This window comes from Sphingomonas sp. (genome assembly GCF_025353885.1).
In the GTDB taxonomy this organism is placed as follows: Bacteria; Pseudomonadota; Alphaproteobacteria; order Sphingomonadales; family Sphingomonadaceae; genus Sphingomonas_O.
This window is the reverse complement of record NZ_JANXNX010000076.1, coordinates 1-14,232: the sequence shown is the minus strand read 5'-3', so window position 1 is coordinate 14,232 and position 14,232 is coordinate 1. Positions and strand designations below refer to the sequence as shown.

Annotated in this window: 13 protein-coding genes and 1 tRNA gene; 8 read left to right on the top strand and 6 right to left on the bottom strand. The window is 64.7% G+C overall.

Annotation, left to right across the window (positions count from 1 at the left end; all coding sequences use genetic code 11):
* The first annotated feature begins 201 nt into the window (after positions 1-201).
* The 5 genes from Q0R02_RS08330 (at position 202) to Q0R02_RS08310 (ending at position 5,799) form a co-directional block, all read left to right on the top strand.
* A complete protein-coding gene (locus tag Q0R02_RS08330; protein ID WP_293882351.1) occupies positions 202-1,350 on the top strand; it encodes an isovaleryl-CoA dehydrogenase in 1,149 nt (382 codons plus the stop codon).
* Positions 1,347-2,948 (top strand): carboxyl transferase domain-containing protein, encoded by a 1,602-nt coding sequence (locus Q0R02_RS08325; protein ID WP_293882349.1) that lies wholly within the window; start codon positions 1,347-1,349, stop codon positions 2,946-2,948. The genes Q0R02_RS08330 and Q0R02_RS08325 overlap by 4 nt, the downstream gene beginning before the upstream one ends.
* Positions 2,949-2,950: 2 nt before the next feature.
* A complete protein-coding gene (locus Q0R02_RS08320) occupies positions 2,951-4,810 on the top strand; it encodes an acetyl/propionyl/methylcrotonyl-CoA carboxylase subunit alpha (protein ID WP_293882347.1) in 1,860 nt (619 codons plus the stop codon).
* Entirely contained in the window at positions 4,810-5,256 is a 447-nt protein-coding gene (locus Q0R02_RS08315; RefSeq protein WP_293882345.1) for a MaoC family dehydratase, read from the top strand. Before Q0R02_RS08320 ends, Q0R02_RS08315 begins: the two co-directional genes overlap by 1 nt.
* A 69-nt stretch (positions 5,257-5,325) precedes the next feature.
* On the top strand, positions 5,326-5,799 hold the full coding sequence (locus Q0R02_RS08310) for a YbaN family protein (RefSeq protein WP_293882343.1): 474 nt from the start codon (positions 5,326-5,328) through the stop codon (positions 5,797-5,799).
* On the opposite strand, the gene Q0R02_RS08305 is transcribed toward Q0R02_RS08310, so the two are convergent.
* From Q0R02_RS08305 to Q0R02_RS08295, 3 genes are all read right to left on the bottom strand, one after another.
* Complete coding sequence (locus Q0R02_RS08305; protein WP_293882341.1) at positions 5,796-6,275, bottom strand: PaaI family thioesterase; 480 nt, start codon at positions 6,273-6,275, stop codon at positions 5,796-5,798. The genes Q0R02_RS08310 and Q0R02_RS08305 overlap by 4 nt on opposite strands.
* Positions 6,276-6,367: 92 nt before the next feature.
* A complete protein-coding gene (locus Q0R02_RS08300; RefSeq protein WP_293882339.1) occupies positions 6,368-8,392 on the bottom strand; it encodes a TonB-dependent siderophore receptor in 2,025 nt (674 codons plus the stop codon).
* Positions 8,393-8,411: 19 nt separating this feature from the next.
* Positions 8,412-8,501, bottom strand: a tRNA-Ser gene (locus Q0R02_RS08295).
* A gap of 167 nt (positions 8,502-8,668) precedes the next feature.
* On the opposite strand from Q0R02_RS08295, the gene hspQ reads away from it, so the two are divergent.
* A complete protein-coding gene (hspQ, locus tag Q0R02_RS08290) occupies positions 8,669-9,019 on the top strand; it encodes a heat shock protein HspQ (RefSeq protein WP_293882337.1) in 351 nt (116 codons plus the stop codon).
* A 10-nt stretch (positions 9,020-9,029) separates the two neighbouring features.
* Here hspQ and Q0R02_RS08285 read toward each other — a convergent pair whose 3' ends face one another.
* A complete protein-coding gene (locus Q0R02_RS08285; protein WP_293882335.1) occupies positions 9,030-9,827 on the bottom strand; it encodes an arginyltransferase in 798 nt (265 codons plus the stop codon).
* A gap of 57 nt (positions 9,828-9,884) precedes the next feature.
* On the bottom strand, positions 9,885-11,126 hold the full coding sequence (locus Q0R02_RS08280; protein ID WP_293882333.1) for a threonine ammonia-lyase: 1,242 nt from the start codon (positions 11,124-11,126) through the stop codon (positions 9,885-9,887).
* A 27-nt stretch (positions 11,127-11,153) separates the two neighbouring features.
* On the opposite strand from Q0R02_RS08280, the gene Q0R02_RS08275 reads away from it, so the two are divergent.
* Together Q0R02_RS08275 and Q0R02_RS08270 are read left to right on the top strand one after the other, a co-directional pair.
* Complete coding sequence (locus Q0R02_RS08275) at positions 11,154-12,071, top strand: NAD(P)-dependent oxidoreductase (RefSeq protein WP_293882331.1); 918 nt, start codon at positions 11,154-11,156, stop codon at positions 12,069-12,071.
* 189 nt (positions 12,072-12,260) lie between these two features.
* Complete coding sequence (locus Q0R02_RS08270; protein WP_293882329.1) at positions 12,261-13,958, top strand: amidohydrolase; 1,698 nt, start codon at positions 12,261-12,263, stop codon at positions 13,956-13,958.
* Here Q0R02_RS08270 and Q0R02_RS08265 read toward each other — a convergent pair.
* Positions 13,948-14,232: thioredoxin family protein (locus Q0R02_RS08265; RefSeq protein ID WP_293882327.1), on the bottom strand; the 285-nt coding region annotated here is incomplete at its 5' end. The genes Q0R02_RS08270 and Q0R02_RS08265 overlap by 11 nt on opposite strands.

Sequence of the window (14,232 nt, the reverse complement as noted above, 5' to 3'; positions counted from 1 at the left end):
GCCGCATTGCCGGGGCCGATCGTGCCGGTCCAGACCGCCGACACCATGGCCGACCTGCCCTATTGCCTCGACTGGTTGCTGGATGAAGTCACGATTTCGGTCAACACCGCGGCGGCGGGCGGCAATGCCAGCCTAATGGCGATTGCCTGACTGACAGGACGCGCTAATGATGACGTAATTTTATTGCGGGAAAGACTGACGATGACTGGTGATTTCGATTTTGCGCTGGGTGAAACCGCCGACATGATTCGCGACACCACGCACCGGTTCGCGACCGACCGGATCGCCCCGATTGCGGCGGAGGTGGACGAGAGTAACCGTTTCCCGCGCGAACTATGGCCCGAAATGGGCGCGCTGGGGCTGCACGGGATTACTGTGGAAGAGGAATGGGGCGGGCTCGGCCTCGGCTATCTGGAGCACGTCGTCGCGATGGAGGAGATCAGCCGCGCGTCGGCCAGCATCGGCCTCAGCTATGGCGCACATTCGAACCTGTGCGTGAACCAGATCCGGCGCTGGGGATCGGCTGAGCAGAAAGCAAAATATCTGCCCGGGCTGATCTCGGGCGAGCATCTGGGCAGCCTTGCCATGTCCGAGGCAGGTTCGGGATCGGACGTGGTGTCCATGAAGCTGAAGGCCGCGGCAAACGGGGACTCCTATGTGCTGAACGGCACGAAGTTCTGGATTACCAACGCGCCGACCGCCGATACATTGGTGGTCTATGCCAAGACTGGAGAGGGCTCGGGCGGCATTACCGCGTTCCTGATCGAAAAGGGCATGGCCGGGTTCTCGGTATCGAAAAAGCTCGACAAGATGGGGATGCGCGGGTCGGACACCGCCGAACTGGTGTTCGAGGATTGCGTCGTTCCAGCGGAGAACGTCATGGGGCCGCTGAACGGTGGCGTCGGCGTGCTGATGTCGGGACTCGATTATGAACGCGCGGTGCTGGCGGCGGGTCCGATCGGGATCATGCAGGCGTGTCTGGACGTGGTCATTCCCTATGTCCGCGAGCGCAAGCAGTTCGGCAAGGCCATCGGTTCGTTCCAGCTGATGCAGGGCAAGATCGCCGATATGTATGTCGCGCTGAATTCGGCGCGCGCCTATGTCTATGCCGTCGCGCGCAACTGCGACGCGGGCAAGACGACGCGGTTCGATGCGGCGGGGGCGATCCTGCTGGCCTCGGAAAATGCGGTGAAATGTTCGCTTGAGGCGATCCAGGCGCTGGGGGGTGCGGGCTATACCAGGGAGTGGCCGGTGGAACGCTTCCTGCGCGATGCCAAGCTGTATGATATCGGCGCTGGCACCAACGAAATCCGCCGCTTCCTGATCGGTCGCGAACTGGTGGGCGGATGAGCGCGCCGGTCCTTATCCCGTCGATCAGCCTCGACAGCGTTCAGTCCAAGGCCAACGACGCACACAATCGCGCGCTGGTTGCCGACCTTCACGCGCGCGTCGCGCAGGCCGCGCTGGGGGGCAGTGAACAGTCGCGTGACCGGCATGTTTCCCGCGGCAAGCTGTTGCCGCGTGACCGGGTGGAGCGATTGCTCGATCCCGGCTCGGCATTCCTTGAGATCGGGCAATTGGCGGCCAACGATCACTACGACGGCGAGGTGCCCGGCGCTGGCGTGATCGCCGGGATCGGGCGCGTGTCGGGTCGCCAGTGCATGATCGTGTGCAACGACGCGACGGTGAAGGGCGGCACCTATCACCCGCTGACGGTCAAGAAACATCTGCGCGCGCAAGAGATTGCCGAGCAGAATCATCTGCCGTGCATCTACCTGGTCGACAGCGGCGGCGCGAACCTGCCGCATCAGGCCGACGTCTTTCCCGACCGCGAACATTTCGGGCGGATATTCTTCAACCAGGCGAACATGAGTGCAAAGGGGATTCCCCAGATCGCCTGCGTCATGGGCAGTTGCACGGCGGGCGGTGCGTACGTCCCCGCTATGTCCGACGAGACGATCATCGTCCGCGGTCAGGGGACGATCTTTCTCGCCGGGCCACCGCTGGTCAAGGCCGCGACCGGCGAAGTGATTTCGGCCGAGGAACTGGGCGGGGCGGACACGCACGGCCGCAAGTCGGGCGTCGTCGATCATGTGGCCGAGGACGACGAACACGCGCTGAGCATCGTCCGCGATATCGTGTCGACATTGAGGCTGCCGCACGATCCCGGCATCGACATCATCGACCCGCGCCCGCCGAAATTCGATGCGGAGGAGCTTTACGGCGTGGTCCCGGCCGACGTCCGCACGCCCTATGACGTGCACGAGGTTATCGCGCGACTGGTCGACGGCAGCGAGTTTCACGAGTTCAAGGCGCTCTATGGTCCGAGTCTCGTCTGCGGGTTTGCGCGCATCTGGGGTGTGCCCGTAGCGATCCTGGCGAACAACGGCGTGCTGTTCAGTGAAAGCGCCGTCAAGGGCGCGCACTTCATCGAACTGGCCTGCCAGCGCCGCGTGCCCTTGCTGTTCCTGCAAAACATATCGGGCTTCATGGTCGGCGGCAAATATGAGGCCGAGGGGATCGCCAAACACGGGGCAAAGCTGGTGACCGCTGTCGCCACCGCCAGCGTGCCAAAGATCACCGTGCTGATCGGCGGCAGCTTTGGCGCGGGCAATTACGGGATGTGCGGGCGGGCCTATTCACCGCGGTTCCTGTTCACCTGGCCCAACGCCCGGATCAGCGTCATGGGCGGCGAGCAGGCCGCATCGGTGCTGGCAACCGTCCACCGCGACGCCGACAGCTGGACGCCCGAACAGGCCGAGGCTTTCAAAGCGCCGGTCCGCGCGAAATACGAGGACGAGGGCAACCCCTATTACGCCACCGCGCGGCTGTGGGACGATGGCGTTATCGACCCCGCGCAGACCCGCGACGTGCTGGGGTTGGCGTTCGCGGCAACGTTGAACGCCCCGGTGCCGGAGGCGGCCCGCTTCGGGGTGTTCAGGATGTGACCATGATCAAATCTCTCCTTATCGCCAACCGCGGCGAAATCGCCTGTCGTATCGTCCGCACCGCGCGAACGATGGGTATCCGCACGGTTGCGGTTTATTCGGACGCCGATGCCGATGCCCTGCACGTTCGGTCGGCGGACGAGGCGGTGCATATCGGACCGTCGCCTGCGCGCGAAAGTTATCTGGTCGGTGACAGGATCATCGCCGCCGCCCTGTCGAGCGGGGCCGAAGCGATTCATCCCGGCTATGGCTTTCTGTCGGAGAACGCCGCGTTTGCCCAAAGCGTGATCGACGCGGGGCTGGTCTGGGTCGGGCCGAACCCGTCTTCGATCACCGCGATGGGCCTGAAGGATGCTGCCAAGACACTGATGGCGGCGGCGGGCGTGCCGGTGACGCCGGGCTATATGGGCGCGGACCAGACGCCTGCCCTGCTGGCTGCCGAGGCCGCCACAATTGGCTATCCGGTGCTGATCAAGGCGGTCGCGGGCGGCGGTGGCAAGGGGATGCGGATGGTCGAGGCCGCCGCCGACTTCGCCGATGCGCTCACCTCGTGCCAGCGCGAGGCGGAATCGTCATTTGGCAACACCCATGTCCTGATCGAGAAATATATCCAGCGCCCGCGCCACATCGAGGTGCAGGTGTTCGGCGACCGACACGGCAACGTCGTCCATCTGTTCGAACGCGACTGTTCGTTGCAGCGCCGTCACCAGAAGGTCATCGAGGAGGCCCCCGCCCCCGGCATGGACGCCGCCACCCGCGAAGCCCTGTGCGCGGCAGCAGTCAAGGCGGCCAAGGCAGTCGATTATGTCGGCGCTGGCACGATCGAGTTCATCGCTGACGGCTCCGAAGGCCTGCGCGCCGACCGCATCTGGTTCATGGAAATGAACACGCGGCTGCAGGTCGAACATCCGGTGACCGAAGCCATCACGGGCATCGATCTGGTCGAATGGCAATTGCGCGTCGCCAGTGGCGAACCGTTGCCCAAACGGCAGGACGAACTCGGCATCAATGGCTGGGCGATGGAAGCAAGACTGTATGCCGAGAACCCGGCAACCGGGTTCCTGCCCTCCATCGGCATGCTCGATCATCTGGTGTTCCCCGACTATCTGCGCGTCGATACCGGGGTCGAGGAGGGTGCCGAAGTGTCGTCGTTTTACGACCCCATGATCGCCAAGCTGATCGCTCACGGCGCGACCCGCGATGATGCGATCGATACGCTGCGCGATGGTATCGGCGATACCGAAGTCTGGCCGGTCCGAACCAATGCCGGTTTCCTGGGCCGGTTGCTCGACCACGCCGATTTCATCGACGGCGATGTCGATACCGGCCTGATTGCGCGCAGCCTGGACGCGCTGGTGACCCCGCCAGCGGCCGACCCCGAACAACTGGCCGAAGCGGCAGCGCTGCTGTTTGCCACTGTCGGCAATGGTCCCTGGGAAGCAATCCTGGGCTTGCGCCTGAATGCCGCACCGCGTGCCGAAGCCCGGATCATCGACGATAGTGGCACGGTTCATGTGGTCGCGCTCAATGACGTCGAGGAGGCCGAACCCGCATCCGAAGTGCTGGCGTTCAGCGACGGCTTCGCCCGCCGCTACACCGCCCATGCGCCGCGTGGGTCGCACGCCGGGGGAGTTGGTGACGGCAGCATCCTGTCGCCGATGCCGGGCCGTATCATTGCGGTCGCGGTCGCTAGCGGCGATGTCGTGGTCAAGGGCCAGAGCCTGCTGACGCTGGAAGCCATGAAGATGGAACACACGCTTACCGCACCGTTCGATGGCATCGTGGCCGAACTCAACGCCGTGGCGGGCGGGCAGGTGCTGGTCGACGCCGTGCTGGCGCGGATCGAAGCGGGAGACGCCTGATGGCCGGGCGCACGTTCGACGAATGGCAGGTCGGCGACCGAATCGACCATGAAATCCGGCGAACGGTGACAGAGACGGATAACCTGCTGTTCTCTGTCATGACTCACAACCCGCAGCCGCTGCACATCGATGCCGAGGCGGCGCGCGCGTCCGAATTCGGCCAGATCCTCGTCAACGGCACCTTCACCTTCGCGCTGATGATCGGACTGTCGGTCGGTGACACGACGCTGGGCACGCTGGTCGCCAACCTCGGCTATGACAAGCTCGTCATGCCAAAGCCGGTGTTCATCGGCGATACCATGCGCGCGCGCAGCGAAGTCACCGAAGTGCGCGTATCGAAATCGCGGGCCGATGCGGGGATCGTGACATTCCAGCACGAACTGGCCAACCAGCGCGACGAGGTGGTTTGCCGGTGCCTGCGGATGGCATTGCTGAAACGGAAATAGCCCATCGGATGGCCATGCGAAAGCAGAGCAGGCACAGGGTGACCGACGGACCATGGCGTATTGTCCGGGATGTGGCGGTCGTTGCCCGTGCCGCCTGATCCCCTGCCCCCGCCCCTGCCCGATCCGGGCCGCGACGCCCCATTGGGGCTTCCGGTAGTGCGCGGCAATCGCGTGGTTCGCGCTGGCTGGCTGGTGCTCGGACTATTTTTCGTCGCACTCGGAATCATCGGGGCGATCCTGCCGCTGATGCCGACCACGATCTTCCTGATTCTCGCTGCCGGTTGCTTTGCGCGATCCTCGCCACGGCTGGAGGCGTGGTTGCTCGACCACCCCCGGTTCGGTCCCACCCTGCGCGCCTGGCGTAGCGACGGCGCGATCCCGGGCCGGGCAAAGATCGCGGCCTGCTCGGGGATTGGCTTTGGATTTATCGTCTTCATGCTGACGGCGCACCCGGGTTGGCGGCTTGCTTTGTCGGTCGCGGCGGCGATGGCGACCTGTGCCGCCTTTATCGTCACCCGGCCCCTGCCCGGCGCCTCGCGCTAAGCCGGTTCTGCGGGCGCAGTGCGGCGCTGAACTTCGAACACCAGCAACGTCGATGTTGCCGACGCGCACAGGCGACCGTTTTCATCGGTGAGCGTCGCCTCGGCAAAGGCGGCGCGGCGACCAAGCGACATGACGCGACCCTCTGCGCGAACGGTCCCGCTCAGGTCGCTCAGGGGCCGGTGATAGGCCACCTTCAACTCGAGCGTGGTATAGCCTTGCTCCGCGCTCAGCCGCGAATGGACCGCACAGCCGCAGGCGCTGTCGAGCAGGGTCGCGGCATAGCCGCCATGGACCGACCCGATTGGGTTATAGACACTGCCATCGGGACGCCCCTGAAAGACCGCGCGGCCCTCCTCGATTTCCACCAGCGTGAAGCCCATCGTGATACCGATGGGAGGTGGCGTCCCGGCATCAATGAGCGCGCGGAGTTGCTGCAAGCCGTTCAGGCCCGCCACGTTATTCTTGATCACGTCCATTGCAGTCCGGCTCCATATTTGTTTCAGGAAACGTTGCCAGTGCCCGGTTCGAACGGCAAGAGTTGAGCCTTGCCGCCTGATCGTTTCCCCCGTCAGTTCAGCCGGAACCCGACCCACAATGTGCGCGGTGTGCCAAGGTCGGTCGATCCCGCCTGGTTCCGGGTCACCACCATCTCCCCCAACAGATTTTCCGACCGGACGACCAGCGCGATATGACGGGTTATGCGGACCCGGGCGAGCGCATCGAGGGTCAGGGCATCGGGCAGGACACTGGTCTGCAAGTCATCCTCGAACTGCTTGCCGACGTAACGCACGGTGCCCAACACCAGCCAGTTATGGCCTGATGTCCAGCCGATCGTCGCGCTACCCGCATGGCGCGGGCTTTGCGCGGGCACCAAGCCGTCCAGCGCCGCCGCCAAGCCCGATCCGTGCACGACACTGTCGCTGAAGGCATAGGAGGCGTCGAAGGATAGCCCTCCGCGCGTCACGCCTGCCGTAACCTCGATCCCCCTGGCCACGATGGCGTCGACGTTCTGGCGCTGGCGGATGTTGGTGGCGATCGTGACATTGGCGATGGCGTGATCGAGGCGGTTGTAGAACGCGGTGATGCCGATCCTGACGCCCGCGGCGGGGGCCAGATCAAACCCGCCCTCAAAACCACGCAGCTTCTCCAACCCGAGGGCGTCATTCGCCCGCGTCGTGACGGGAAAGACCACGAACGGTCGATACAGTTCGTTGAGCGTTGGCAGGCGAAATCCGGTGTAGCCCGCCAGCCGGAAGGCCACCGCACCGCTGGCCCGGAACAGCGCGCCCGCGCGACCGGTCGCCTGCACGCCGTCCCGGTCGGGGTAATGCCGGTCGATCGTCGGCACGCCGCCCGCGTTGCGCTCCTGGAAAAAACCGTTGGAAATCGCCCAGCGGTCGCCGCGCACGCCCGCGGTCAGGACCAGCCGCCCGATCGTCCAGTCATCCTCGGCAAACAGTCCCGTCGTGCGCGTCCTGCCCCCGGCATTGCGGCGCGCGGTGACCAGTCCGGAGTCGGTGCTATAGGCGTCCTCGAACAATTGCCCGTCGGCAATACGCGTGTCGATCCCGATCCGCAGGACATGGTCCGGGCCGACCGGTGGCCGCACTTCGACCTTGCCACCAATGCCGGTCGAAGGTGTATTGCGCTGATCCAGCGTGAGCCGGTAACTGGTGCTGCTGATGACCCGGTTGGTAAAGTTGCGCGCCTGCACATACGCCAGCGCATCGATCTGCCAGGCGCCGCGATGGAGCAGACGGATGCTGGCGTCCTGCCCCTCCGACGTGCTGTCGGCACCTTGGAATCGCAGCGTGCGGGCGTCGTCATAGGCAGACCCGCGAACCTGCACCTCGGTCTGGGCATCGATCGGGGCCACGGTGCGCAGGTTGACCGACCAGTCGCGATAGCGCGCGCGTGCGCTCGCCGGAACGCGCTGGCTGGCGGGCGTGGTGAAAAATCCGTCGCCGCGTTCGAACCGGCCCGACAAGGTTGCGTAACCGCCCCCCAGGTCGGGCGACACCGATCCCGCCACGCTGACGGCACCCTCGCTGCCGTGAAATACGCTGGCCGCGGCGTGGGGAAGGTCGATGCGGGTCGCACTGGCCAGTTCAATCGTGCCCGCGACCGCGCCCGCTCCAAATGCCCCCGACCCGCCACCCCGCGTTACGCGAATGCCCGACAGCCGGTCGCCGGACAGCGCGGTAAAGGGGATGGAGCCAAAGAACGGATCGGCCAGCGGGACGCCGTCCAGCAGCACCAGCGCACGGCTCGAAGCATTGCCGCCGAGCGAACGCAGTGTCACCCCCTGCGCCGACGGATTGGCCGAACGGCTGTCCGATCGGCGGAATTGCTGGAACCCGGCCACATCCTTCAGCACGTTTTCGACCCGGTCGGATGCCTCATCGGTCAGGCGGGCGCGGTCGATGACCGACGATCCATAGGCCGGTGCGCCCGGCGGCAGCGGCAGGCTGGCCCCCAGCACGACGATCGTGTCCCCGACACCTGCGTCCGGCGACGCAGGCGGACTGGTGGCGGCGGCCATGGCCGACATTGGGAGCATGAGGGGCAGTGACAGGCTGGCGAGGATACGCATTGCAGGACCGGCTTCCGATTGGCGGAGAGGCAGGGATTCGAACCCTGGGTACCCTCACGGGCACGCCGCATTTCGAGTGCGGTGCTTTCGACCACTCAGCCACCTCTCCGCAGAGGACGATTGCTAAGGTGACGGGCACCCGCGATCGGCGAAATCGAAGCGCGGGCCATAGCGAAGCGATACTGGCTTGCCAAGGCTCTGCGGCTACCGGCGAACAGATCGGCTTGTCATCGCGCGACGAAGCCCTAAATTGGCCCCATGCAAATTGCGTCCCCCATGCTCGGAAAACACCCCCTGCCCCCGATCTCGCACGCGCGGTTCGACATTGGCGAGGTGGTAAAACACCGTCATTTCGAATTTCGCGGGGTCATATTCGACGTCGATCCGGTCTTTGCCAACAGCGAAGACTGGTATGCGTCGATTCCCGAAGCGATCCGTCCGTCGAAGGACCAGCCGTTCTACCATCTGCTCGCCGAAAATGCCGAGGGTACTTATGTGGCCTATGTCAGCCAGCAGAACCTCATCGTGGACGACAGCGAGGAGCCGGTCGATCATCCGGCCATATCGGGGCTGTTCGACGTTCTCGACGGGCATCGCTACCGGTTGAAGACGACCCACCGGCACTGATAACCTCTGTCTAGAACTTTTTGCCGTTCGGCGCGCCGAGTTCGCCTGAAGCCATCAGCGAAGTCGCCCTCTCCTCGTCGTCAAGGCGACGCCAGCCCGTGGGGCCAAGGCGCTCCATTGGCCGAAACCTGACCTTATATTCCATGCGCTTTGATCCGGCGACCCAATACCCGAGATAGACATGCGGCAGGTCGGCGGCGGCGGCGCGCTGGATATGATCGAGGATGATGAACGTGCCGAGACCCGACCGCCCCGTCGCGGTCGCGTCGAAAAAACTGTAGATCAGCGACAGGCCGTCACCCTGGCGATCGATCAGGCACGCACCCACCAATCGACCTGGCCTGCCCGCCGCCGATGGCTCGCGATATTCGACGACATAACTGTCGACCGGCGACAGCTCGACCATGTCGGCATAGTCGAGGTCGTCCATGTCGGCCATGCCGCCCTCAGGGTGCCGCGCCGACAGATAGTTACGCAACAGCTCGAACTGTTCCTCGGTCGACCAGGGTCGGCAAACCGAAACTTCCAGGTCAGCGTTGCGTTTCATCAGGCGCTTTTGCGTGGCGCTCGGCGCGAACTCCTTGGCAAGCACGCGCACCGACACGCAGGCCGAGCAGTCCAGGCATGACGGGCGGTAAGCGACGCCCTGGCTGCGGCGGAATCCGATGCGGCCAAGCGCGTCGTTCAGCTCGCCCGCGGCGGGACCGGTCAGCTCGGTGAAAACCTTGCGTTCGATCCGACCGGGCAGATACGGGCATGCCGATGGCGTCGTCACGAAAAAGCGGGGAAAGCGGAATGGCGCGGTCACGGATCAACTATGGACAGCGCGCGCTCTGATGAAAAGGGCGTTTACCATGAATGTTGGTCAGGCCAGTTCGACAAGGCTTACTTCATAGCCGCCACCGTCGCGCAATGCGACGATCAGCCGGTCGAGGTGCGCCCGGTCGCGGGTCTCGCATTCGATGTCGGTGATCAGCCCCTTGGCCGGGAGCGTCGTGAAAACGCGCTGGTGGTATATTTCAATGATGTTGACCGCCTGTTCGTCGAAAATCCGAGCTACATTGAACAAGGCGCCGGGACGATCCTGCAAGCGGATGCGTAACCGCGCCAGCCGTCCCGAGCGCGCCAGATCGCGCAGCAGCACATTGGCCAGCAGCCGTGTGTCGATATTGCCACCGCACAGGACGATACCGACGGTCCGGCCCTGAAATTGTTCGGGATGCGCCAGCAACGCCGCGAGTCCCGCAGCGCCAGCGCCCTCGACCACGGTTTTTTCGATTTCCAGCAGCAGTGCCACCGCCTTTTCCAGATGGCGTTCAGCGACCAGCACGATGTCGTCGGCGATCGCCCTGACGATCTCACGCGTCATCGTGCCCGGGTATTTGACTGCGATACCCTCGGCCAGCGTGTCGCCCTCGCTCGGCATCTCCAGGTCGTTCAACAGCGCGTACATCGCCGGATACAGCTCCGCCTGCACGCCGATCACCTTCAGGCCGGGCTTCAGCGCCTTGGCCGCAGTCCCCACGCCCGACAACAGGCCGCCACCGCCGATCGGGATGGCAAGCATATCGATGTTCGGCGCATCGGCCAGCATCTCCAGCGCGATCGTGCCCTGCCCGGCGATAATGTCCGGGTCATCGAAGGGGTGGACGAACGTCAGCCCGCGCTCGATTTCCAGCTCGCGGGCATGGGCGTAGGCGGCATCGAAGGTCTCGCCGAACATGACGACGGTCGCGCCATGGCCCTGCGTCTGCATCACTTTGGTCGTTGGCGTGGTGACCGGCATCACGATCGTCACCGGCACGCCGAGTCGCGCGCCGTGATAGGCGAGGCCCTGCGCGTGATTGCCCGCAGACGCCGCGATCACGCCGGTGTCCTTCACGGGGTCGCCTAGCAGCAGCAATTTGTTAAGCGCACCGCGTTCCTTGTAGGCGGCCGTGAACTGCAGGTTCTCGAACTTCAGATAGACTTCGGCCCCCGTCAGCTTCGACAGCGTCTGGCTGTGAAGGGTCGGCGTCCGCACCACCTTGTCACCGATCCGCGCGGCCGCAGCACGGATATCGGCGAGAGTGACGACAGGAGCGAAAGTTTTTGTTGCACTGGCCATTTCAGCGACGGCCCCTAGCCGATATGGATGCCAGCGCAAACCTGCGACCTGCAGCATGCGAACATCGGGGACTGGAAGATGGCAAGGCTGGCATTCATCGGGCTGGGCGTCATGGGCGGGCAGCTTGCCAGGCACCTGGCGGCGGCGGGACACGAACTGACCGTCTATAATCGCACTCGGACAAAGGCCGACGCGTGGGTCGGCGAACATGGCGGACGCGCAGTGGACAGTCCTGCCGAAGCCGCTATCGGGGCCGATGCCGTCCTCAGCTGCGTCGGTAACGACCATGACCTGGCGTCAATCACACTTGGCCGCGATGGTGCCTTCAAGGCGATGTCGAGGGGCGCGGTATTCATCGATCACACCACGGTATCGGCAAAGATCGCGCGGCAGCTTGCCGTCGAGGCCAAGGACCTGGGGATCTCGAGCGTCGATGCGCCGGTGACGGGTGGCCAGGTCGGTGCGGTCAACGGCACACTGACGTTGATGTGCGGCGGTTCAGACAAGGCGATTGCCGCCGCCACGCCCTTCATGGAGCATTATTCCAGCCGCATCGTCCATGTCGGGCCGGCGGGCGCGGGCCAGACCACCAAAATGTGCAACCAGATCGCCTTCGCCGGGACGCTGCAATCACTCAGCGAAGCGATGCGCGTTGCCCAGGCCGCCGAACTCGACCTCGACAGGGTTTTCGAATCGATCTCGGGCGGCGCGGCGGGCAGTTGGCAGATGACCAATCGCTGGGCAACGATGGTGAAGGACGAATTCGATTTCGGCTTCGCGGTCGACTGGATGCGCAAGGACCTGGGCCTGGCCCTCGACGAGGCGCGCGCCAATGGCGCAACGCTCCCGGTTGCGGCGTTGATCGACCAGTTCTTTGCCGAGGTCCAGGACCTGGGGGGCGGGCGGCAGGACACCAGTGCCTTGGTCCGACGACTTAAAAAATGAACGGGATCACACGCCAAATGTTGAATGCCGGTAACATTCCTCTGCTGTCGCGGTTGCTTGAAAGCAGGATTTCTCAATTCATACTTCGGCTTGATAACCCAACATAACGGTCGATCGCAATTTTGTTTCACCTAGGCCAATGAATCAGACCCCCTGTCCGGGCGCTGCGGCTTCTGGCATCGTGGGCAGATGAATCGCAATCGAGACACCCTCCGCAGTCACTCTATCCTTGCCGCCGTAAGCCTGCGCTTTGCGGCCGTGGCGCTCGCCACCCTGTCGGTTTCGGCAGGTCCGGCGGCGGCCGACGGACTGGTGGACAATGTCAACGGCATCACCATGGACGCGCAAGGGGCGCTGGTCCGGTTTACCGGCCTGACCGTGACGCCTGATGGCAAGATCGGCAGGATCGTGCATCGTGGCGACAAGCTGCCCGACCGCCCCGACTGGCGGCTCGACGGCAAGGGCCAGACGCTGCTGCCGGGCCTCATCGACGGGCACGGGCATGTGATGGAGCTCGGTTTCTCGGCGCTGACGCTCGATCTCTCGAGCTTAAAGTCGCTGGAGGAGGCAAAAGCGCGGATCGCGGCCTATGCCGCCGCCCATCCCGATCGTCACTGGATTTTGGGCGGTGGCTGGAACCAGGAAAAATGGCAGCTTGGCCGCTTTCCGACCGCCGCCGATCTCGATGGACTTGCCGGTGATCGGCCGATCTGGCTGATGCGCGTGGACGGCCATGCGGGCTGGGCCAATGCCGCCGCCATGCGTGCCGCAGGTGTTACGGCGACGACGAAATCCCCCGCCGGAGGACGGATCGAGACACTGGCGGGCAAGCCCGGCGGCGTTTTTGTCGATGCCGCAACATCGCTGATCGCCAGGGCTATTCCCGGGGCCACTTCGAAAGATCGCGATCTCGCCTTTTCAAAAGCGCAGGATATTCTGCTGGCGTTCGGCGTGACCGGCATTGCCGACATGGGCACGACGGTGGATGACTGGAACACCTTTCGCCGCGCGGCCGACACGGGTCGATTGGCCGTCCGCATCTTTTCCTACGCGCTGGGGATCGAACCGACGCTCACCATCGCGGCGGGCGAACCGACACCCTGGCTCTATAACGACCACCTCCGCATGGGCGGGGTCAAGTTGTATGCCGACGGCGCGCTCGGGTCGCGGGGGGCATGCCTTAAAAAGCCCTATGCCGACAAGCCCGGCGACAGCGGCCTGTGCTTCATGGACGACGCCAAGATGAAAAACCTGATGAGCCGCGCCGCGATGGACGGGTTCCAGGTCGCGGTGCACGCCATCGGCGACCGCGCCAACGACGAAGTCCTGTCATCGATCGAGGACCTCGCCCCGACCTACAAGGGCGACCGGCGCTGGCGGGTCGAACATGCCCAGATCGTCGATCCCGTCGACCTGCCCCGCTTTGGCCGCAACGGCATCGTGGCGTCGATGCAACCCGTGCACCAGACCAGCGACCGCGTCATGGTCGAAGCGCGACTTGGGGCGACGCGCCTGGCGGGTGCCTATGCGTGGAAGTCGATGCTGGCGAATGGCGCGCATCTGGCGTTCGGGTCGGATGTTCCGGTCGAAAGCAGCAACCCCTTCCCCGGCATCGCTGCCGCCATCAGCCGCGAAGGCCCTGATGGCCAGCCGTTCGGGGGATGGCAGCCGCAGGAAATTATAAGCCGCGAACAGGCGCTGGCCGCTTTCACGACCGGGGCCGCCTACGCTGCCTTTGCCGAGGATCGGGTCGGACGGCTCGCGCCCGGCTATCGTGCCGACTTCATCCTGGTCGATCACGACCCCTTCGACGGCCCCCCTGCGGCCGTCCGCGCGACTAAGGTCAACGAAACCTGGATCGGTGGAAAGCGCGTCTTCAGGAAGTAAGCGCGGTCAGCGTGGCAGGGACCAGCACCTGCGGCAAAACCTGGGGCCGGGCGGCGCCGGGCCGGTAAAACAGGTAGAGCGGCACGCCCGAACGCCCCTGTTCGTTCAGGAACCGTCCGATGACCGGATCGCTGTGGGTCCAGTCGCCGACCAGTGTCGCGACCTTGCCCTTGGCAAAGGCCGCCGCAACCTCCGGTCGCTCGATGGCGATGCGCTCATTCACCTTGCAAGTCAGGCACCAGTCGGCGGTGAAATAGACGAAAACCGGTCGCCC